The organism is Parasphingorhabdus sp. (genome assembly GCF_965233695.1).
Lineage (GTDB): Bacteria > Pseudomonadota > Alphaproteobacteria > Sphingomonadales > Sphingomonadaceae > Parasphingorhabdus.
Map to the genome: position 1 here is coordinate 3,186,659 of NZ_OZ247497.1, position 19,858 is coordinate 3,206,516.

The window sequence follows — 19,858 nt, forward strand, 5'->3', positions numbered from 1 at the left end:
TCAACCCGCAATGAGACCGACGATGGAATCCGCAGAGAAGACTATGGCGATGCCAATAATGACCGTTACCAGCACAGCGGTCGAGGCGCGGCCTGTAAACCACAGTAAGCCGGTTACAATTACGGCGATGACCGCCAGTGTACGAAGAAGCGTTGATGATAAAAGCCCGCGCACGTTGCTAGCAAATCTCTCTAGGTTTTGTGCGTAGGCTGGCTCGGGGAGCGCGAGCGAAATGAACAACGCAGACAAGAGGGCTATGCTCCAGAACACAACACCCTGGCTCTTGTTTTGAAGCTGGTTAGATTTTACCGCACGAGATGTGCGCCGCACGTTAGTGCTGCGTACTAAATTTAGGATGGTGCTCATATGCTGCCTCTTTCATTTTCTGCGAGAGCTTTGGTTTCACGTTCGTAAGCCGCCCGCTCAAAGAGATTCCAGCGCGGGGGCGGTGCAGGGCGAGATGGTGTCCGTTGCGCTGCATTTTCCGCGACAATTATTGTCCGCAGATCGCCGCTTGTTTCCGCGATTGGTTGCGATGCAGTGGAGGCGCGGGATACTTGCCTATCGGCTATGCCAGCATTGCCGATGACCTTAGCGACATAGCCATTGCGAAATCCGCGCGATTGGCTGCCTGTGTTATACATTGAGAGGGCAATACGAAGCGCGCTTTGCGGGTCACGCCCCACTTTCACTGAATTATAGTTCTGAGTAAGAACGTGGCCCAGCGCTGCAATGTTGGTGCAAGGGTCGAACACCGTTTCCCATGTGAGGCCAAGCCACCGCATGTTGCGGGAATTGATCTGGCCAAGGCCCAGATCGACTGAATAACCTGCTGCGACGTAGCGTTTGGCCGTAGCTGCTGCCGCTGCTGCACTCGACTGTCGGCGCGGTTGCCGTCCGCCGTTGACGTTGAGGGCGAAAACATGACCGCGGCTTTCGGTATGAACAATCGCGATAACCGTTTCCGGCGCTACCGACGGAGCACATTGAAGTGCCAATGAAACAATAGTTGCAGTAGAGTAGCCCATTACCCTGCTCGCTTCAGAATTCTATCTGTTGCTCCTAATCGCGGGGTGCATTTCATGGCGCTTCGCTCCTGTTTTACTTTTCTCCTTCGAATTATAGGTGGTCGTTTATTTGTTCAGCTATAGATTCAAGAAGGCGTTACAGCCGTTTCGACTTGCCAATCGAAACCCATAACGGGCTTTGACCTTTAATTTTGACCTTGCGGACTAGCTGCTTGTCGCTGGGTGTGTTCGCTGTAAGCCCGATTTCTAGCTCAAACTTAGGATAAATAAGGCAAAATCGAACATTTGCCTTCGTAATCTCAAGGCCTCGCCGGTGTCATCCAGCTAGAGGTGAAATATGAATCGAAGCCGCTATGTAACCCGGCCAATTGATGCAACTGATCGAGCTATAATTGCCGCATTGGTCGGCAATGGCCGAATGACAGTTCGGGAGCTCGCAGAGCAAATTGGAATGTCCAGTCCAAGTGTTACCGAGCGCATTCACAAGCTGGAAGATGCAGGCGCGATTAGCAGCTATACTATCAATGTAGATCCTAAGGTATTTGGACTGAGTGTCACTGCACATGTACGAGTGTGCGCTTTGCCGGGAGAGGCAAAGAGAGTGGCGCAGATGCTGATCGATACTCCTGAAATTGTTGAAGCGGATCATGTTACAGGTGAAGATTGCTTCGTAGCAAAAGCCGTCGTTCATGATGTACATGAATTGGAAACTGTTATGGACCGTTTCTTGCCATTTTCCTCGGTCGATACCGCAATCATTCAGTCATCGACAGTGACTAAGCGCCTTCCAAAATTATAAGTTATTTGTCTTCAGTGGCGTGAATGAACCCCACACTCAACTGCTCAGGACAATGGCCTTGGTGCCAATGTCTCAATTATCTTACAGTCTCCCACCTTGCCATGTTGGCAAGCGCTGATTACGCGGTCTAACTCTGAGCGAAGTGTGGTCAGGTCGTCGATTTTCTGGTCAATTTTAGCAAGATGCCGGCTCGCAATATCATCAACGGCTTCACAGGATTGCTCCCTATCGTCTGACAGGGTGAGCAATTCCGACAGAGCTTTTAATGTGAACCCGAGATCACGGGCACGGCGAATAAATGATAGTCTCGCCAGATGCTCGCTTCCATAGTCGCGATAGTTGGCAGTGGTCCTCGCCGCTAACGGCAAGAGGCCAATTTTTTCATAATAGCGGACGGTTTCCACCTTCGTTCCCGTTGCTTTTGCCAATGCTCCAATTTTCATCGCTTGACCCTATAGTTACTACAGGGTGCATAACTAGCTGCGAATCGAAATAAGTCTAGGAAAAACAATGTCTGACAATTGCTGTGCCGACGCCACCGGGACTGGAGGTGCGCTTAATGATAAGCGTTGGCGGCGTATCCTTTGGATTGCCCTTATCCTCAATACCGCGATGTTTTTCATCGAAATGGGTGCTGGCGTTCAAGCGGACTCGCGCGCGCTCCAAGCTGATGCGCTCGATTTTTTCGGTGACGCTGCCAACTATGCGATCAGCCTTGGCGTGGCCGGGATGGCGCTGGCTTGGCGATCGCGTGCGGCGATGTTCAAGGGAATAACAATATTGCTGTTTGGCTTATTCGTGTTGGGAGCGGCGTTGTCGGCTTTTTTTCACGGAACATCGCCGGTAGCCGAGACGATGGGCATTGTCGGAGCACTGGCGCTACTGGTCAATGTTGGCGTCGCGTTGATGCTCTATCGCTACCGGACAGGGGACGCGAATATGCGCTCTGTCTGGTTATGCTCGCGCAATGACGCCATCAGCAATGTCGCCGTTATCGCTGCCGCTTTGGGAGTGGCTGGTACAGGTAGTGCATGGCCTGACCTCGGTGTGGCTGCAATCATGGCAGGCTTGGCAATTACCAGCGGGATTCAGATAATTTGGCAAGCGCGCGATGAATTGAAATCATGCGCGGAACGAAGCGTTTCAGTGGGAGAAGCCTGATGGTTGACGCTATTCCGCTTATTGTATTGGTCGTGACCTTCATTTCATCCTTGTGGCGCGGTCGTTCTGTTTCGCGTTCGAGCGGAGACAATGCTTGGGCATTTGGATCAGCTAAGGGCAGGCAGAGATTGGCCGGCGCTGCCTTCGCAATCAGCATCGTCATCCTGGCCTTTGCCGCCGCCGAAGCAGCGCTAAGGTCAGAAAGTTCCTATGGGCTGATTGGCGCGCTAGTCTCCATGGCTGGCGGAGCTATCGTTATTTTTGCTCAAGTCCATATGGGCCGTGCATGGCGGGTAGGTGTCCGTGAAGGCGATGCGCCGCTTTTCATCCAGCATGGGCTTTTCCGCTTTAGCCGAAACCCTATATTTGTAGGAATGATGCTCGTTGGGCTTGGTATTGCCGTGGTGGCAAATAGCTGGTGGACCTGGGCTGCGCTACTTTCATTTGTTCTTGCTTGCCGTGAGCAAGTAAGGACTGAAGAAGCACATCTAAGCGATAATTTTGGAAGAGCATATATCATTTTCAAGAATGATGTTCCGCGCTGGATTGGAATTCACAAATGATGGTCGAATCTTGGTCAACACTCCTCTTTTCTGTGTCGCTCGTCTCGGTATGCGTCATCCTGATCTTGTCGCTTGTCGCGACCTTGCGAAGCAATTTTCAGTTCTGGCCGCCTCCGGAGCGGAAAAGCTGGCAGCATCGAAGTTTTCTAATTTTGTTTAGGTGCTTCCTTTATCCGCTTATTGTTCTGTCAGTGCTGGAATTTGAGTTAGCCGGTTCAGCGGCGCGCTTTTTTACCATCACAATCGGTGTCATTCTACTTTTCGCCGGTTTTGGTCTGGCGATTCGAATTACCCTACAAATGGGTTGGCGCAATGCGTTTGGCGAAAAGCGCGGGTTGGTAACAGACGGATATTTCTCCAAAAGCCGCAATCCGGTTTACGTTGCAACTTGGCTTGGACTGATCGGTTGGGCGGTGGTCGCCAATTCGGTTTGGGTTTCAATACTCCTTGGGTTTTGGGCTGCGCTATACCTGTTTGCGCCGCTTTTCGAGGAACCCTGGCTTGAACAAATGTATGGTGATGAATTCCGTGAATATAGACTTCGCGTGCGCCGGTTTCTATGAAAATGACATATTCGATCTGTCCGCGCTCGCTATCATCCAATGGCTTCAGCAAAGACAAAGACCATTTTATATTGCCGTTCCACAATTTGATAGCTATTTGCTTATATATGCTCGGCAGACTTTCATCTCTGATGGTTATTTTTGCGTTGTTTTTCGGAACCGTCATTCTGCCGTCTGTAGCCCACGCCGCTGCCCCGGAACATAGTGAGGGTACGCTTGAACAACATGGGCATGATGAAAGCTCCCATTCAGACCAGCATGAAGATGAAGGCGATCAGCCATGCCATGCGGTTATGCATCATCACCATAATTTTGCTCTTGGAAGCGATTTTGATACTTTAAGAACGCAATTGACCAATAAAGAAGGCAGGGCCCGCCCGAGTTCGTCCGTAGCCAAGCCCTCCTGGTCGCAGGCACCGCCAACTAAACCTCCATTTTCCTGAACCTTCGATTTTGCGGTGCGCAATAGCTGCGCCCAGCGGACTTGATTTTGGTTCAGGAGTTTTCTTATTATGTATATGTCCTTGCGCGCAGCCTTATTGGCGGGCGCATTTGCGGTCGCCGGAACGGCAGCCTTGGCCGAGCCTGTTTCTTTGGAGCAGGCGGTCGAGAAAGCAATAGAAGCCGCGCCGATCCTTAAAGCAAATGAAGCCGCCATTTCGGCTGCCGAGGCCGGTAAACGGCAGGCTGGCGCACGCCCAAATCCCGTCGTATCTGCCGAAGCCGAGAATTTTATCGGTACCGGACCGGTTGATATATTCCGGCAGGCTGAGGTGACGTTCACTTATAGTCAGCAGATCGAGCGCGGGGACAAGCGAACTGCACGGATTGGTCTGGGCGAGAGTGAAGTAGAACTCGCAAAAGCTCGGGCTCGTGCGGCACGGCTTGATATCGCGGCCAACGTGCAGCGTGCTTATATCGACGCACAGATCGCCGCAACGGTTGTTCGGATTGCATCGGAACGGCTAGGCATTGAGCGCGAACTTCGGCGGGAGGCGTTGCGCCGTGTTCGCGGTTATAAAGATCCGCTATTTGTTGAAACCCGTTCGGCTGCGCGTGTTGCCGAGGCTGAACTTGGTCTTCGCGAAGCGGAGTTCCGCCTGCGAAACGCACAAAATGCACTTGCAGCTTATTGGGGTGGGGAAGGGCAAGCAGTTGAAGTCGCGACAGAGTTAAATCAACAGGGTTTGGCTACGGCAGGTCTAGCGGATGCAGACACTGCTGTTGCCGAGGCCGCAATTGATCGCTCCCGATCTTTGGTAATAGTCGAGCAAACACGTGCGACGCAGGATTACACAATCAGCGGCGGCCTGCGATATTTGCGCGATACTGACGACGTAGCTGCGGTTGCAGGTATCTCAATTCCAATTGGCCGTTTTGACAAGAATCAAGGTAATATCGAACGCGCACAAGCCGAGCGGAGGCAGACGGAATTTTTAGCGGAGGCCGACCGTCTTGCAAGGCTACGACGTCTGGCTTCGCTGCGCGCTGATTCAGATGCAGCGCTCACGCGGGCGAACGGTATCATCACAGACGTTTATCCAAAGACCGTGAGGACGCTGGAGCAGGTGCGCGAGGGCTATAATCGGGGTGGTTTCCGGTTTTCAGATATCGAAGACGCCTCAAATGCCATTGTTGCCGCCCAAGAGAGCTGGCTCGACGCAATGAACCGCTACCGTGACCTTCAAACTGAAATTGACCGCCTGACCGGACGCTATGACGTTGCCGCTGCGGGGGAGTCTATACCATGAAGAAACTGATTATTACCGCCGCTATGGCGCTGGCACTACCATTAGGTCTTTCGGCTTGCGGCGCTTCTGACAGCGGCGAACACGCTGAAAAAGGAAATGGCGAAAACGAAGAAGCGGCCAAAGGCCCTAATGGCGGACGATTGCTGACAGACGGAGATTTTGCCGTCGAAGTGACTATATTCGAGGAAGGACAAGACCCGCAATTTCGTGTCTATGCTAGTCGCGATGGAGAGCCGGTTGATCCCAAATCGGTAAAACTTTCCATCACTTTGAAGCGCTTGGGCGGCGTGATCAATAAATTCTCCTTCACACCCGAAGGCAAGTATCTTTTAGGGCAAGGCGCAGTCGAAGAGCCGCACAGCTTCGATGTCGAAGTCGTCGCGGTCGTCGATGGCAAACGCAGTCGCTGGACTTACGAAAGCTACGAAGGACGCACGACGATCACTCCCGAAGCCGCCAAGCAGGGCGGAATCGAAATTGGCACGGCTGGGCCAGCTAAGATCGGCGATGCGCGCGAGCTTTACGGAACGGTCGAGCTCGATCCTTCAGCGATATCTGAAATCCGCGGCCAGTTTCCTGGCCGGGTGGTTTCGGTAACCAAACAAGTAGGCGATTACGTGCGCAAGGGTGATCTGCTGGCGCGAGTCGAATCTTCCGAGAGCTTGCAGATATATCCCGTTTACTCGACCGTAAGCGGAGTGGTCGCAGAACGCGGCGGCAATCCCGGCAATATGACCGGGGGCGAACCACTTTACGTCATCACCAATCCTGGCGCGACGACAGTGGTGTTCAACATCTTCCCGCGTGACCTGGGCATCGTCAGGCCTGGAATGCGTGTCGACGTGGAGGCACAGGACGGGCGGATCGTTGGCGCAGCGACGCTCGGGCGGTATCTGTCAGAGGGTAATGCAGAAGCGGGAACCGCTCTTATCCGGGCGTCCATTCCCAATCGTGGCGGATGGATAAGACCGGGCATGACGATGCGTGGACGGTTGAACGTAAATCAAGAGAGCGTTCCGCTGGCCGTTCGCACTGAAGCCATCCAGCCATTCCGGGATTTTCAGGTCGTTTACGCAAGGTACGGCGATAAATACGAAGTGCGGATGCTTGAACTGGGCCGGAAAGGTAAAGAATTTACCGAAGTGCTCTCGGGCATCGAGCCAGGCACGCCCTATGTTACCGAGGGGTCATTCCTTGTACGCGCGGACGTCGAAAAGTCCGGCGCCAGTCACGACCACTAAGGAAAGGAACCTGACATGCTTGAACGTATAATTGGACTTTCCATCCGCCAACGCTGGCTTGTACTTGCAATCGTAGGCATTCTTTGCGCGCTTGGCGCGTGGAGCGCGCTGCGTTTGCCCATTGATGCAGTGCCGGACATCACCAATGTCCAGGTCCAGATCAACACCGAGGCTGAAGGCTATTCACCGCTCGAATCCGAGCAGCGCATCACCTTCCCAATTGAAACCGCAATCGCGGGTATTCCCAACCTCGACTACACGCGCTCGATCTCGCGCTATGGTCTTAGCCAGGTGACTGTCGTATTCGAGGACGGAACCGACATTTACTTCGCCCGCCAGCTGATCAACGAGCGAATCCAGCAGGTGAAGTCGCAACTGCCCGGTGGCATAGAACCGCAGATGGGGCCGATCGCCACGGGCCTCGGCGAGATCTTCATGTTCGCGATTGAGCCCGAACCTGGCGCGCGAAAGCCCGACGGCAGCGAGTGGACGCCGACTGATCTGCGGACGCTGTCCGACTGGACCGTGCGCCCTCAGCTCCGCACCATTCCTGGTGTTGCGGAGGTCAACACGGTGGGCGGTTACGAACGGCAATATCACGTCACGCCTGACCCGATGCGGCTCGCTGCGATCAAATTATCGCTATCCGATGTCGTCACGGCCTTGGAAGACAACAACGCCAATCGCGGCGCAGGCTATGTCGAGCGCGGGGGCGAACAGATCCTGATCCGCGTGCCGGGTCAGGCTGCGGGCGAGGGCGATCTCGGTAATATTATCATAGCGACCCGCGGCGGCGTTCCCATCCGGGTGTCCGACGTCGCGGAAATCTCGATTGGCTCTGAATTGCGGTCAGGCGCGGCGACCGAAAACGGGCGAGAGATAGTGCTAGGCACGGTTCTGATGCTGACCGGTGAAAACCCGCGTGTAGTGGCTCAGGCCACCGCCGATAGGCTGGAACAGATTACCGCTACGCTGCCAGAAGGAATTGTTGCCCATCCGCTTTACGATCGCACTGAATTGGTCGAACGGACAATCGAGACCGTCCAGAAGAACCTCGCAGAGGGAGCACTGTTGGTAGTTGTGGTCCTATTCCTGCTATTAGGGAATTTCCGCGCGGCGCTCATTACTGCAGCCGTTATTCCGGTCGCCATGCTGATGACCCTTTCAGGGATGCTAGCCACACGGACCTCGGCCAATCTCATGAGTCTGGGCGCTCTCGATTTCGGCCTCATCGTCGATGGTGCGGTGATCATCGTCGAAAACTGTCTCAGGCGGCTCGGTGAACGACAGCAGCAACTCGGGCGGCTGCTCGACCGCGACGAACGCTTCGGCCTCGTCGCATCGGCCAGTGCCGAAGTGATCCGCCCGAGCATCTTCGGTATCATCATCATTACAGCGGTCTATCTGCCGATCTTTGCGCTCGAAGGCATCGAGGGCAAGACTTTTCACCCGATGGCGATCACCGTGGTGCTCGCCCTGACAGCCGCGATGATCCTTTCGCTGACACTGGTTCCGGCAGCTATCGCGTTGTTCGTAACGGGCAAGGTAGAGGAGAAAGAAAACCGCGTCATGCGCTGGATTTCAACCCGTTATGCGCCTGCGCTCGATAAAGTTTTGGCGAAGCCCAAGCCCTTCGTCGCAGCTGCAGTGATCCTGGTTGCTCTGGCAGGGCTTGGAGCGACGCGGCTGGGCTCTGAGTTCATTCCGCAACTTGATGAGGGCGATATCGCGATGCACGCGCTGCGCATACCTGGGACAAGCCTTTCACAATCGATTCAGATGCAGGAAGCGTTGGAGAAACGTATCAGACAGTTTCCTGAAGTCGAGCGGGTGTTCGCCAAGATCGGCACTCCTGATGTTGCAACCGATCCGATGCCGCCGTCCGTCGCCGACAATTTCATCATGCTGAAGTCGCGTGATGATTGGCCTGATCCGAGGAAGTCGCGCGAAGAATTGGTCGCGGAGCTCAATGCAGCGGTCGAACTGATCCCCGGCAACAATTACGAGTTCACCCAGCCAGTCCAGATGCGGATGAACGAGCTTATTGCCGGGGTTCGGGCCGATGTCGCGGTCAAGCTGTTCGGCGATGATCTCGATCAGTTGATCGCCAGCGGAGAGGAACTCGAAGAAATCGTTGGCAGCGTTCCGGGCGCGGCGGACGTGAAGCTTGAGCAGGTCACAGGTCTGCCCGTGCTTTCAATTGTTCCGGACCGCGGCATGTTGGCAAGCTACGGGGTAAGCATGGCGACGGTGCAGGACATCGTCGCCACCGCCACTGGCGGCCAGCAGGCGGGGCAGATATTCGACGGCGACCGGCGTTTCTCGGTCGTCGTCCGCCTGCCCGAGGATTTGCGAACCGATCTTGATGGGTTGGGCAATCTGCCGGTTCCGCTGGTGAATGGCGGCACGGTGCCGCTGGAGGAGCTGGCGGAGATCTCGCTCGCTGCCGGACCCAATCAGGTCAGCCGGGAGAATGGCAAGCGGCGCGCAGTGATCACCGCCAACGTTCGCGACCGCGATCTCGGTAGCTTTATCGACGACCTCCAAGCCAGGGTGGACAATCAGGTCGAGCTGCCCAGTGGCTATTATGTCGAATATGGCGGTACCTTCGAACAGCTGCAATCGGCGGCCACCCGGCTGTCGATTGTGGTGCCATTGGTGCTGCTGCTGATCTTCGGTCTGCTCTACACATTGTTCAAATCGTGGCGGGACGCAGGCATCGTGTTCACCGGCGTGCCGCTGGCCCTGACCGGCGGGGTTGCGGCGCTTATGCTACGGGACATTCCGTTCTCGATATCCGCGGGGGTGGGTTTCATCGCGCTGTCCGGCGTGGCGGTGCTCAACGGCGTGGTCATGCTGACTTTCATCAATGATCTGAGGCAACGGGGTGAGCACCTGCTCGAGGCCATTCGTCACGGCGCGCTGACTCGCCTGCGTCCGGTGCTGATGACCGCGCTGGTAGCATCGCTGGGCTTTGTGCCGATGGCGATCAATGTGGGTGCGGGTTCGGAAGTCCAGCGCCCGCTCGCAACCGTGGTGATCGGCGGGATCATTTCCTCGACCATCCTCACGCTGCTGCTGCTGCCGGCGCTTTATCTGCTGGTTCACCGCCGCAAAAAGCAGCCTGATGACGATCAAATAGAGACGGCCGAAGCCCGGGCGGGTCCCTACCGCCTGACGATCATTTAGACACTACGAAAGGAGTTCTTTCATGCCGCATTTGGCGATACTGAAACCGCCCGGCCTCTCCCGGCACTTTTTGGCTGCTCTGGCAATTACACTATTGCTGCTGTGCGCGGCGGGCGAGGCGTGGGCGCACAACGTCGCGGAAGGCGACAAGGGCTATATTCAGGAGAGCAGCGGGGTGCTTTTCTGGCCTTTCGTCTATCTCGGCGCCAAGCATATGGTTACCGGCTACGACCATCTCCTGTTTCTGTTCGGCGTCATCTTCTTCCTTTACCGGATGAAGGACATCGGCATCTATGTGACGCTATTCGCCATCGGCCATTCGACCACGCTGCTGTTCGGTGTTCTGACCGGGATCAGCGCCAACGCCTACATTATCGACGCGATCATCGGCCTTTCGGTCGTGTACAAGGCGCTCGACAACCTCGGCGCCTTCCAGCGATGGTTCGGCTTTCAGCCGAACACCAAGGCTGCGACACTCATCTTTGGTTTCTTTCACGGCTTCGGTTTAGCGACCAAAATTCTCGAGTTCGAGATCGCCGAGGACGGCCTGATTGTCAATCTCATCGCGTTCAATATCGGGGTGGAGCTGGGCCAGCTGCTGGCGCTCGCCGCAATTCTCATCCTGATGGGCTTCTGGCGCAAAACGGAAAGTTTCATGCGCCATGCTTTTGCCGCCAATACCGTTTTGATGGCCGCGGGCTTCATGCTCGTCGGCTTCCAGCTTGCCGGTTACGCGGCCAACTAGGACAAAGGAAAATCTGCCATGTTTAATTCACAGCACCCCGACCCCGCCGATCTCCCCACCACGGGGCAATTGCTGCGCGCAACCGCGATCGCGGCTGTCTCCGCCGGTGCCATTCTGGTTACGGTCATTTTGCCGAGCGAGTATGCGATTGACCCGACCGGTATCGGCCGCACCTTGGGATTGACCCAGATGGGTGAGATCAAGATGCAGCTCGCTGAAGAGGCCGCAGCCGACGCGGCGATGGATAGTTCTGCCAACCAAGAAGTAACCGCCGCGCCAGCGTCTGCGTCGACCGAGCAGCCCGCGCCAGCAACCGACGGCGATACGCGTAGCGACGTGACTACCATTACGCTTGCCCCGGGCGAAGGGGCAGAGATCAAGGTTACCATGGCCGATGGCGCTCGGACCGACTTCGATTGGTCAGTTGAGGGCGGACACGTCAATTATGACATTCATGCCGATGCCCCGGGCATATCCTATCACGGCTATGGCAAAGGCAGGGAATCCACCGGCGAGAACGGCACGCTCGTCGCCGCATTTGACGGCAATCATGGCTGGTTTTGGCGCAACCGCTCTGGCGGGACCGTCACCGTGACGCTGAGAACAGATGGCGCCTACACCGAGCTCAAGCGCGTGGTCTGACGTGTTCTCGATTCTATCCAATGTTGCTTACCGCCACTTGCTCGTGGGGCAGGCAATCGCGCTGATCGGCACAGGGCTTGCGACCGTCGTGGGGCCTAGCCGCCTTCGTTTTAGAGGTTATTAATAGGTCTGACGCAATCTCAACCCGAGCGTTGATGGTCACATCCAGTATTGGGCCGATTGAAAGTGGTTTGGGGGAGGGTTTTGCGGCTTTCACTTGTATGCTTCCATACAATCTGCTCTTTTAGCGATGGAGACATAGTGGGAGGATTTGGCGTTGATGGACGATCAGTCAGAGAAATCAGGCCGCGAGGTGGTGACTGCCGACCCTGCCGCATCAGTTCCGGTGGCAACCACATCCGGCCAGGCACCCAGCGACATTCCGCCGCTGGGTCTGGGAACCAAACTGGCCTACGGATTTGGCGCTGTCGCCAACGGCGTGAAAGACCAAGGCTACAACTATTTTTTGATGTTCTTCTACAGCGCGGTGATGGGACTGGATGCTGGCCTTGCCGGACTGGCTATTTTTCTAGCTCTAATCCTCGACGCTCTTAGCGATCCGCTGGTCGGATATTTTTCCGACAATTTCCGCTCCCGATGGGGCAGGCGGCATCCGTTTATGTATGCCTCGGTCATTCCGCTGGTCGTAGCATATTACTTCGTGTGGACTCCGCCGGAAGGGCTCAGTCAGGGGGGACTGTTTGCCTATCTCCTGATACTGGCCGTGCTGACGAGAACGTTCATTACCTTTTACCAGGTTCCTAGCACCGCGATGGTCCCGGAACTGTCCGACAATTACGACAAACGTACCGACATTATGGCCTATCGGTATTTCTTCGGATGGCTGGGCGGCGCTTCGATGTCCGTCATTGCGCTCGCGTTTTTTCTCGTCCCGACCGAAACGGTTAGCAACGGCTATTTCAATGTGGAAGGATACCGCACCTATGGCTTTGTCGCTTCATCGCTGATCCTTTTGGGCGTGTTGGTTTCCAGCATCGCGACACATCATAGAATTCCTTATATGAAATCGCCGCCACCGCCAGAGCACAGGACGGCGAGAAAAATCTTCGGCGAGATTTTCGAAACCCTTGCGAACCGCTCATTTCTGGTTCTGTTCGCCGCAGTCCTGTTCGGATCGGCAGCGACAGGCGTGTCGGCTGGGCTCAATCACTATTTGATGGGATTCTTCTGGGGCTTTTCGCCTGAGGAAGTGTCACGCATACAGTTGGCCCTGTTCGTGTCATGCGTTGCCGCGTTGATCCTGTCGCAAGTCATGTCGCGTATTATCGGGAAGAAAAGCGGTGCCTTGATCACTGGCGGCATCGCAATGATCATGACTCCCTTGCCCTATTTTCTGCGCTTCATGGATCTGCTCCCGCAAAACGGGGATGATGCTCTTTTCTATTTCATCCTCATTTTCCAGACAGTCGATATAGCCCTTATTATCGCTGCCCAGATTTTGATGTCGTCGATGATTGCCGACATCGTCGAACAAAGCGAATTGAAGACGGGCCGCCGGTCGGAAGGCGTCTTTTTTGCAGCGATCAGTTTTTCGCGCAAATGCACCTTGGGCTTAGGCGGGATGATGGTGGCGCTCATTCTCTCGCTCGCCGCATTTCCCGAAGGCGCACAGCCCGAAGATGTGTCACAGGCTGCTATCAATGGGATTGGCTGGTATTATATCCCGGTGATATTCGGGCTTTGGCTCGCCATGCTGGGATGCATATCGGCCTATTCGATCAGCCGCGATGACCATGAAGCCAATCTGGCAGAATTGCGCAGGCGAAACGGGTAAGGAATAAGCGGCCCTCAAAGATTGGCGACATTGCGACGGATAGACCCCAAGACCTGAGCCGCGACAGCCAGCTCATCCTCTGCGATGCCAGCAAAAGCCCGGCTAGCGACATCGCTCCCGATCTGCGTCATTTTTTCGGACGAAGCGATCGCACGCTTGCTGGCGATGACCCGTCTCACACGCTGGTCATCCTCGTCATCATATCGCTTGATATACCCTTTTTCTTCAAGCTGCCGGATCAAATTTCCAGCCGAAGCGCGGCCAATATCAAGGGAATCGGCCAGTTCTGTCTGGGTAGGCGAACCAATTATCAATACGCGGACAAGCACTTGCCACTGCGCCCTTGTTAGGCCCAGTTGTTGCATTTCCTTGTCATAGGCCCGTCGCAATTTACGGGTCACATCCCCCAACAGAAAGCTGAATTCGATCTGACCTGCCTGCTGAACCGCAGCGGCTCCCATATCTTCTTTACCTACCGCCGTCATCTTTCCTCCGGTCATGCAACAATGTCGTCGCCAAGGACCTTTATCATTTTTGCACAATTAACAACCCTATTGCATTTTGTATGCTTTCCTACAAAATGCCTCAAGCCGACAAAAACCCGGGTGAATATGAATTAGGAGAGAGCGTTTTGTCAGAACCCGCCAAAGGAAACATTATCGAACTGACCGCCTTCAATGACGAAGCGCGCGAGAATCCTCACCGCAAGTTGAAAAACCTGCGTGAGACTGCGCCTGCCATGCGTGATGATGCGACCAAAGTCTGGATGATTAGCCGGTATGACGACGTTCGCGGCCTCGTAAACGATACGACCATGCTCCGCAGTCCGCACGCTGCTGAAGAGGGTTCGATAAGTCGGCGTTTTGCGCAGTTGAATGATGGGGAAGGACCGCAGAGCATCCTATTCATGGACGATCCTGACCATTCGCGCGTTCGCAAGCCGCTTGCCAAGGCCCTGTATAAACGCATCCAGTCCATGAAAACCGAAATAGAGGAGTTGATCGACTCGGTCATCGACTCTTGCCCTGCCAACGGTACTTTTGACTTGATGAAAGACGTGGCGGTTCCCGTGCCGATATTGGTAATCGCGCATATATTGGGCGTCGATGAGAGTCGGCTTGGTGAATTCCGCAATTGGTCGGAGGCCGCTATCCTTTCGCTTAACCCTGTCCGCACGGCTGAACAAACCGCTCAAATGGAGGCCGGTAATGAGGCTCTACGGCATTATTTTGGGGAATTGCTTGAAAAGCGGCGCAGAGAGCCATGCGATGACCTGATATCTGACATGGCGGCGCACCAGAAAAACGGTGGTGAGATGAGCAATGCGGAATTGCTAACCAATCTTGCAGGTCTGCTAATCGGTGGCAATCTCACCACCACTGATCTGATCGGCAACGGCCTGTGGCTGTTGCTTACCCATCCTTTGCAGCTCCAGAAACTGCGCTCCGACCGCAGCCTGACCGGACCTGCCGTGGACGAGATATTGCGCTTTGAATCTCCGGTTGCATCGACCTCACGGACATTGCCGAACGATAGCGAAGTGGCAGGCTGCCCAATGAAAGGTACCCAGACCGTATTCTGCTCGCTGCACAGTGCCAACCGCGATCCGGATATATTCGAAGAGCCCGATCAGTTCGACATCACTAGACCGAAGAAAGCCCATGTGGCTTTCGGCGGCGGTCAACATTTATGTATTGGCGCACCGCTTGCGCGGATAGAAGCCCGAAGGGTCTTGGAAAGACTGCTCGATCGTTATGATACCATAGAACTGGCGCAAGACGAGATCATTTGGCGCCAACTTCCGTTTTTCAGGGGAATAGAAGAATTGCAGATTCGCGTTTCCTGACCTTGTACGGAAAGAAAAATGGATAACGGGAATCAGGCAGCGTCTTCTGAGCGCCGTTTTTCCGCCTGCTGCGACCACCAGCTTTGATCGTAGCCCCGATTGGTAAAACTGTCCGGCCGGGATTCATATTTGTCCGTCGAGAGCCAAAGCCGTTTCAGGTGCCGTTTGCGATCCTCTTCTTCGTAATCCTCATAAGCAGTGCGCGAATGAAAGATCACGTAGTTGTTGACGAATTGCACATCGCCGGGTTGCAGTTCCATATCTAGCCGGAAATCAGGATCGACGGTCAAAGCATCAAGCGCATCAAGCGCTTTAATGTCGGTTGCCGAAAGGCGAGGTAACTCTTCGAACCGCTGTGCGCTATCGATGAAACCGCGGATATAGCGGTTGAACAGACGGCCGTCGTGCCGGGTGAACGTCGGCATTTCGTAATAGGGCGTCGACCCCGGCTTTTCTTCACCGCGCCAATCATAGGCGAAGGGGCTGTAATGTCTTTCACACAATTCCGGGCGCGAACGAGCCAATTCGTTATGGCAGGCAACCGAACTGACAATCGAACTCAGCCCCCCGGTTTTTGAAGTGCGCAAGCACATCAGGCCGACCAGGTCCGAACCGTCCGTATGGAATGGTAGACGTATATTCGTCTGATACCCGCGCACTGTCGGATCGAGAATGCTGCGACCAGTATCACGCACGTCGCCCAGCACATCTCCGCGTGCATTCTGCGGCCACGGGCTTCCAATATAGTTGCCCATGCCCCAAAAAACCGAACTGGCATCTTCCTTCGAATAGTCCAGTGCAGGAAAGCCGCGTATGAGAAAGAAACCGCGACCGTTCACGAGCTCTTCGGCCAATTCGTCTAGAACAGGCCCCAAGCTCGGCAGTGGAAAATCATCCCGCTTAATAGCAATGCCTGTCAGACCTTTGCCCTTGGCATGGGTCAGCGCGGCATCAAGCTCGGCTATCTGACTTTCTGACAGGTGGTAAATCCAGCTATCATCCTTGCGCCATTGAGATGCCCGCCAGTCAGCTTTGGATTTGATCGGGGTTGCTACGCTCATCACTTGTCCTCTCTTTGTATGCTTACATACAATATCAGAGATCAGTAAGCAATGGCTACTGTCTCAAGCCGGTTTTGCGAAAGTTAAATGCGAAACGATCGGTGCTGTGCACGGACGCTATCTTGGCTACGCGGGTTGGTTTACGTCATCCAAGGGGATGCGCTTTTGGACAGAAATCACGTCGAACGTGGTGCATCAACACCTGGTCATTTGCCAGCTATGGGCTGCATAAAATCAGTCCGGCAGCAACGGGGGTTGCGATTTACGATCGCTATGAAAATAGATAATCATTGCATATAATAACGATTGTTATTAGTTTGCCGTCATGAGCGACAATATTGGATTTGTTATTGGCGATATCTCTCGCCTGATCCGCCGCACATTTGATGAACGCGCCGAGGAAATTGGCGTGACCCGCCCGCAATGGCGAGTGTTGACCTGGCTCAAACGCAATGAGGGTATTAATCAGGGCGGGCTTGCGGAGTTACTAGAACTGGATGCGATGACCGTCTGCCGGATGGTTGACCGTTTGCAGGAAAGTGAGCTGATAGAGCGTCGCCCCGATCCAACCGATCGGCGGGCTTGGCAATTATTTCTGACACCAAAAGCGATTGCCATAACCAATAAATTGCGTCCGATAGGTGAAGAATTGTTGCAGGAAGCGATGGACGGCATTTCGGAAGCTGAGCAGGAACAATTGCATCATCTGCTTGATCAGGTTCGCAGCAGGTTCCAGCGCATTGACGAAGAAGCCACAGACCGGCGGCATATAGCCAATGGCTGATAATCCCAACCCCGATATAGATACGCTCGAAGACAAGCCGGTCCAGACAGAGGCCGTCAAAGTAAAACGCTCACTCTTTCGGCGTTCGCTGACCATGCTTATTATGCTCTCGGTTCCTCTCGGCCTCGCGGCATTCGGCGCATATTACTGGATAACCAGCGGCCGTTACGCTTCCACTGACAATGCCTATGTTCAGCAGAATATTGTTTCCATTTCGCCAGAAATTGGCGGCAAAATTATCGAGGTTGGTGTCCGCGAAAACAGTTTGGTGAAACAGGGTGATCTGCTCTTTGCCATTGACCCTGTTCCGTTTGAATTGGCGGTATCACAGGCCAATGCACAAATTGCGGCTGCACAGGTGCAAGTGCAAAATCTCCGGACAGATTATCAGGTTAGCGGCGTGGATATTGAAGTGGCCCGGAAAGACATTGATTTTGCAATGTCCAATTACAACCGTCAGGCTGCGTTGATGGAACGCGGTTTCAATACCCGTGCAAAAATGGAAGAAGCGCAAAATGCAGTGGACAGGGCCAGGGCCAAGCTGCGGTCCGCCGAGGCCAACGTAATCGCCAAAAAAGCCCGTCTTTCAAACGGGCCGGCGGCTCCCGGTGAGAACCCGGACGTCGCCAATGCCAAAGTCTCGAAAAAACAGGCACAGCTTAATCTCGACCGTACCCGTGTGGTTGCTCCGATATCGGGGCGCATCGCCCAATCGGACCGTTTGCAGATGGGCCAGATGATGGTTTCAGGCCTGCCCGCAGTCTCCATCGTCGATGATCAAAACAGCTGGGTCGAGGCGAACTTCAAGGAAACGGATCTAGCCAAAATGAAAGTCGGACAAGAGGCGGAGATAAGTTTCGACGCCTATCCGGAACTGACCTTGAAGGGCCGTGTGGAAAGTATCGGTGCGGGAACGGGTTCCGAATTTTCTGTTCTACCGGCGCAAAATGCCAATGGAAATTGGGTGAAAGTGACACAGCGCATTCCGGTTAGGATCGAAATTCTGGACAAGCCGTCCCGGCAATTAATCGCTGGCCTGTCGGTTGAAGTCACTGTCGATCTACAAAGTTCCGCCGAATAATTCGTGGCGATGGAAGCCGCAGTCGATCCTGACAAACCGGCACTAAAGGCCGATAACCGGCCGTTATTGATAATGGTCGTGATGCTGGCAAACATCATGCAGATACTGGATTCGACAATCGCCAACGTCGCCCTTCCGCATATGCAGGCGGGTCTCGGCGCTACTTTGGATACCGTTACCTGGACGCTAACCAGTTATATCCTTGCTGCCGCGATGGCCATCCCGTTAACAGGATGGCTTGCGGATCGTATTGGATCGCGGAACCTTTTTCTCATTTCAATAGTTGGATTTACACTGTCATCAGTGCTTTGCGCGACAGCAACCAACCTCGAACAAATGGTAATCTATCGCGTCATTCAGGGGATGTCTGGCGCCTTTATCATGCCACTCTCGCAAACCGTGATGCTCGATATCAATCCACCAAAGAAACACCCGCAGGCGATGGCAATCTGGGGCATGGGGGTGATGATCGCACCGATAATGGGACCGGTGATTGGCGGCTACATCACCGAAAATTTTAGCTGGGAGTGGATTTTCCTGATCAATCTTCCAATCGGTATCATTGTTGTAACCATGCTTTGGGTATTACTCCCGTCGCGACCGATTACGCGCCGCCGATTTGACCTGTTCGGCTTTTCCATGTTTGCACTATTTGTCGCGTCGTTGCAGTTGCTGCTTGATCGCGGGAACCATCAGGACTGGTTTGAAAGCTGGGAAATCATAATCGAGTGCGGTTTGGCCATAGCTGCGTTGTGGATTTATGTCGTTCATACTGCCACCGCCAAAAACCCGTTTCTCTCAAAACACCTGTACCTCAACAGGAATCTCGCCACTGCCATGTTTCTTGTTGTTATTACAGGCGTGGTGATGTTTGCAACGATGGCGCTGTTACCGCCCATGCTCCAGAATATTTACGGTTATCCACCGTTTGAAGCCGGGTTTCTGCTGGCACCGCGCGGTCTGGGATTCATGATTAGCATGGGATTGGCAGGCCGACTGTCGCGTAGCATTGATGCCCGGTTTGTCGTATCGTTGGGATTGCTAATTGGTGCTTGCTCTACCTGGATGATGACCGGATGGAGTCTCGAAATGGAGCGCTGGCCGATAATTATCAGCGGATTTCTGCAGGGAATTGGAATGGGCGCTGTATTTGTTTCGATGAATGTCCTTGCCTTTTCCACCATATCGATGAAAAATCGCACGGACGCGGCCAGCTTGATGAACCTTGCCCGAACAATCGGATCGTCAATCGGTATTGCCACATTCGTGGGTATATTAGGGCGCAACTGGCAGACAAGCCATGCTGATCTAGCCGGGCAAGTAACAGAAGCACAGCTCTCTCCAATCAGTCCAACCACGCTGGAGCGTTTTGGTGATTATGGCGGGCAGGCGATGATGATCATTGATGCCGAGGTAAACCGGCAGGCACTGATGATCGCCTATCTTGACGATTTCTGGCTGATGACGATCCTCACCGTTATTTGTGCTCCATTTGCGTTTCTGATGAAGCCGCCAGCAAGTTTGGAGCCGGATTCAGCGACAGCGGCGAGCACTGCACATTAGCTCTTCTGCAAATGCCCCCGGGCCGAAAAATTTGCATTCTGTAATG

At 54.4% G+C, this 19,858-nt stretch carries 20 protein-coding genes; 15 read left to right on the plus strand and 5 right to left on the minus strand.

Translation table 11 applies throughout. From position 1 onward, the window contains the following. Entirely contained in the window at window positions 1-366 is a 366-nt protein-coding gene (locus ACO6S1_RS15140) for a TrbC/VirB2 family protein (RefSeq protein WP_138104253.1), read from the minus strand. Next, entirely contained in the window at window positions 363-1,028 is a 666-nt protein-coding gene (locus ACO6S1_RS15145) for a lytic transglycosylase domain-containing protein (protein ID WP_066740632.1), read from the minus strand. Before ACO6S1_RS15145 ends, ACO6S1_RS15140 begins: the two co-directional genes overlap by 4 nt. A 337-nt stretch (window positions 1,029-1,365) precedes the next feature. Between ACO6S1_RS15145 and ACO6S1_RS15150 the strand changes: the two genes are divergently transcribed. Next, window positions 1,366-1,827, plus strand: coding sequence for an Lrp/AsnC family transcriptional regulator (locus tag ACO6S1_RS15150; RefSeq protein ID WP_066740635.1), 462 nt, complete (start codon window positions 1,366-1,368; stop codon window positions 1,825-1,827). 44 nt (window positions 1,828-1,871) lie between these two features. On the opposite strand, the gene ACO6S1_RS15155 is transcribed toward ACO6S1_RS15150, so the two are convergent. After that, window positions 1,872-2,270, minus strand: coding sequence for a MerR family transcriptional regulator (locus tag ACO6S1_RS15155; protein ID WP_066740637.1), 399 nt, complete (start codon window positions 2,268-2,270; stop codon window positions 1,872-1,874). 67 nt (window positions 2,271-2,337) lie between these two features. On the opposite strand from ACO6S1_RS15155, the gene ACO6S1_RS15160 reads away from it, so the two are divergent. The 10 genes from ACO6S1_RS15160 (at window position 2,338) to ACO6S1_RS15205 (ending at window position 13,477) form a co-directional block, all read left to right on the plus strand. Then, window positions 2,338-2,988 (plus strand): cation transporter, encoded by a 651-nt coding sequence (locus ACO6S1_RS15160; RefSeq protein WP_066740639.1) that lies wholly within the window; start codon window positions 2,338-2,340, stop codon window positions 2,986-2,988. Continuing rightward, window positions 2,988-3,551 carry a methyltransferase family protein gene (locus ACO6S1_RS15165; protein WP_066740641.1) on the plus strand — a complete coding sequence of 188 codons (564 nt, stop codon included), beginning with the start codon at window positions 2,988-2,990 and terminating at the stop codon, window positions 3,549-3,551. Before ACO6S1_RS15160 ends, ACO6S1_RS15165 begins: the two co-directional genes overlap by 1 nt. Next, window positions 3,548-4,114 carry a methyltransferase family protein gene (locus tag ACO6S1_RS15170; protein ID WP_422343440.1) on the plus strand — a complete coding sequence of 189 codons (567 nt, stop codon included), beginning with the start codon at window positions 3,548-3,550 and terminating at the stop codon, window positions 4,112-4,114. The genes ACO6S1_RS15165 and ACO6S1_RS15170 overlap by 4 nt, the downstream gene beginning before the upstream one ends. After that, window positions 4,111-4,557: a hypothetical protein gene (locus ACO6S1_RS15175; RefSeq protein WP_138104255.1), complete on the plus strand. Its 447-nt coding sequence runs from the start codon at window positions 4,111-4,113 to the stop codon at window positions 4,555-4,557. The genes ACO6S1_RS15170 and ACO6S1_RS15175 overlap by 4 nt, the downstream gene beginning before the upstream one ends. Before the next feature lie 69 nt (window positions 4,558-4,626). Continuing rightward, window positions 4,627-5,865, plus strand: coding sequence for a TolC family protein (locus ACO6S1_RS15180; protein ID WP_066740646.1), 1,239 nt, complete (start codon window positions 4,627-4,629; stop codon window positions 5,863-5,865). Further along, window positions 5,862-7,106 (plus strand): efflux RND transporter periplasmic adaptor subunit, encoded by a 1,245-nt coding sequence (locus tag ACO6S1_RS15185; RefSeq protein ID WP_422343441.1) that lies wholly within the window; start codon window positions 5,862-5,864, stop codon window positions 7,104-7,106. Before ACO6S1_RS15180 ends, ACO6S1_RS15185 begins: the two co-directional genes overlap by 4 nt. A gap of 15 nt (window positions 7,107-7,121) precedes the next feature. Next, window positions 7,122-10,295: an efflux RND transporter permease subunit gene (locus ACO6S1_RS15190; protein ID WP_066740649.1), complete on the plus strand. Its 3,174-nt coding sequence runs from the start codon at window positions 7,122-7,124 to the stop codon at window positions 10,293-10,295. A gap of 22 nt (window positions 10,296-10,317) precedes the next feature. Then, the gene (locus ACO6S1_RS15195) at window positions 10,318-11,040 is read left to right on the plus strand and encodes a HupE/UreJ family protein (protein WP_066740651.1); all 723 of its coding nucleotides are present in this window, start codon (window positions 10,318-10,320) and stop codon (window positions 11,038-11,040) included. Window positions 11,041-11,058: 18 nt separating this feature from the next. Further along, entirely contained in the window at window positions 11,059-11,682 is a 624-nt protein-coding gene (locus ACO6S1_RS15200; RefSeq protein ID WP_422343442.1) for a transmembrane anchor protein, read from the plus strand. Between the two features lie 280 nt (window positions 11,683-11,962). Continuing rightward, window positions 11,963-13,477, plus strand: coding sequence for an MFS transporter (locus ACO6S1_RS15205; RefSeq protein WP_082896513.1), 1,515 nt, complete (start codon window positions 11,963-11,965; stop codon window positions 13,475-13,477). Window positions 13,478-13,491: 14 nt separating this feature from the next. On the opposite strand, the gene ACO6S1_RS15210 is transcribed toward ACO6S1_RS15205, so the two are convergent. After that, complete coding sequence (locus ACO6S1_RS15210) at window positions 13,492-13,962, minus strand: MarR family transcriptional regulator (RefSeq protein WP_161486504.1); 471 nt, start codon at window positions 13,960-13,962, stop codon at window positions 13,492-13,494. A 146-nt stretch (window positions 13,963-14,108) separates the two neighbouring features. Between ACO6S1_RS15210 and ACO6S1_RS15215 the strand changes: the two genes are divergently transcribed. Beyond that, window positions 14,109-15,323, plus strand: coding sequence for a cytochrome P450 (locus ACO6S1_RS15215; RefSeq protein ID WP_161486505.1), 1,215 nt, complete (start codon window positions 14,109-14,111; stop codon window positions 15,321-15,323). A 32-nt stretch (window positions 15,324-15,355) separates the two neighbouring features. On the opposite strand, the gene ACO6S1_RS15220 is transcribed toward ACO6S1_RS15215, so the two are convergent. Continuing rightward, window positions 15,356-16,384 carry a TauD/TfdA family dioxygenase gene (locus ACO6S1_RS15220; protein WP_066740660.1) on the minus strand — a complete coding sequence of 343 codons (1,029 nt, stop codon included), beginning with the start codon at window positions 16,382-16,384 and terminating at the stop codon, window positions 15,356-15,358. Between the two features lie 325 nt (window positions 16,385-16,709). Between ACO6S1_RS15220 and ACO6S1_RS15225 the strand changes: the two genes are divergently transcribed. The 3 genes from ACO6S1_RS15225 to ACO6S1_RS15235 are packed head-to-tail and all read left to right on the plus strand — an operon-like array spanning window position 16,710 to window position 19,812. Beyond that, window positions 16,710-17,168 carry a MarR family winged helix-turn-helix transcriptional regulator gene (locus ACO6S1_RS15225; RefSeq protein ID WP_422343443.1) on the plus strand — a complete coding sequence of 153 codons (459 nt, stop codon included), beginning with the start codon at window positions 16,710-16,712 and terminating at the stop codon, window positions 17,166-17,168. Further along, window positions 17,161-18,249 (plus strand): HlyD family secretion protein, encoded by a 1,089-nt coding sequence (locus tag ACO6S1_RS15230; RefSeq protein WP_066740663.1) that lies wholly within the window; start codon window positions 17,161-17,163, stop codon window positions 18,247-18,249. The genes ACO6S1_RS15225 and ACO6S1_RS15230 overlap by 8 nt, the downstream gene beginning before the upstream one ends. 9 nt (window positions 18,250-18,258) lie before the next feature. Continuing rightward, window positions 18,259-19,812, plus strand: a complete 1,554-nt coding sequence (locus ACO6S1_RS15235; RefSeq protein WP_066740664.1) for a DHA2 family efflux MFS transporter permease subunit — start codon at window positions 18,259-18,261, stop codon at window positions 19,810-19,812. The last annotated feature ends 46 nt before the right edge of the window (window positions 19,813-19,858 follow it).

Excerpts from the sequence above, each read along its gene's own strand:
- ACO6S1_RS15140 (WP_138104253.1), bottom strand. The coding sequence starts at position 366 with ATGAGCACCATCCTAAATTTAGTACGCAGCACTAACGTGCGGCGCACA.
- ACO6S1_RS15145 (WP_066740632.1), bottom strand. The coding sequence starts at position 1,028 with ATGGGCTACTCTACTGCAACTATTGTTTCATTGGCACTTCAATGTGCT.
- ACO6S1_RS15150 (WP_066740635.1), top strand. The coding sequence starts at position 1,366 with ATGAATCGAAGCCGCTATGTAACCCGGCCAATTGATGCAACTGATCGA.
- ACO6S1_RS15155 (WP_066740637.1), bottom strand. The coding sequence starts at position 2,270 with ATGAAAATTGGAGCATTGGCAAAAGCAACGGGAACGAAGGTGGAAACC.
- ACO6S1_RS15160 (WP_066740639.1), top strand. The coding sequence starts at position 2,338 with ATGTCTGACAATTGCTGTGCCGACGCCACCGGGACTGGAGGTGCGCTT.
- ACO6S1_RS15165 (WP_066740641.1), top strand. The coding sequence starts at position 2,988 with ATGGTTGACGCTATTCCGCTTATTGTATTGGTCGTGACCTTCATTTCA.
- ACO6S1_RS15170 (WP_422343440.1), top strand. The coding sequence starts at position 3,548 with ATGATGGTCGAATCTTGGTCAACACTCCTCTTTTCTGTGTCGCTCGTC.
- ACO6S1_RS15175 (WP_138104255.1), top strand. The coding sequence starts at position 4,111 with ATGAAAATGACATATTCGATCTGTCCGCGCTCGCTATCATCCAATGGC.
- ACO6S1_RS15180 (WP_066740646.1), top strand. The coding sequence starts at position 4,627 with ATGTATATGTCCTTGCGCGCAGCCTTATTGGCGGGCGCATTTGCGGTC.
- ACO6S1_RS15185 (WP_422343441.1), top strand. The coding sequence starts at position 5,862 with ATGAAGAAACTGATTATTACCGCCGCTATGGCGCTGGCACTACCATTA.
- ACO6S1_RS15190 (WP_066740649.1), top strand. The coding sequence starts at position 7,122 with ATGCTTGAACGTATAATTGGACTTTCCATCCGCCAACGCTGGCTTGTA.
- ACO6S1_RS15195 (WP_066740651.1), top strand. The coding sequence starts at position 10,318 with ATGCCGCATTTGGCGATACTGAAACCGCCCGGCCTCTCCCGGCACTTT.
- ACO6S1_RS15200 (WP_422343442.1), top strand. The coding sequence starts at position 11,059 with ATGTTTAATTCACAGCACCCCGACCCCGCCGATCTCCCCACCACGGGG.
- ACO6S1_RS15205 (WP_082896513.1), top strand. The coding sequence starts at position 11,963 with ATGGACGATCAGTCAGAGAAATCAGGCCGCGAGGTGGTGACTGCCGAC.
- ACO6S1_RS15210 (WP_161486504.1), bottom strand. The coding sequence starts at position 13,962 with ATGACGGCGGTAGGTAAAGAAGATATGGGAGCCGCTGCGGTTCAGCAG.
- ACO6S1_RS15220 (WP_066740660.1), bottom strand. The coding sequence starts at position 16,384 with ATGAGCGTAGCAACCCCGATCAAATCCAAAGCTGACTGGCGGGCATCT.
- ACO6S1_RS15225 (WP_422343443.1), top strand. The coding sequence starts at position 16,710 with ATGAGCGACAATATTGGATTTGTTATTGGCGATATCTCTCGCCTGATC.
- ACO6S1_RS15230 (WP_066740663.1), top strand. The coding sequence starts at position 17,161 with ATGGCTGATAATCCCAACCCCGATATAGATACGCTCGAAGACAAGCCG.
- ACO6S1_RS15235 (WP_066740664.1), top strand. The coding sequence starts at position 18,259 with ATGGAAGCCGCAGTCGATCCTGACAAACCGGCACTAAAGGCCGATAAC.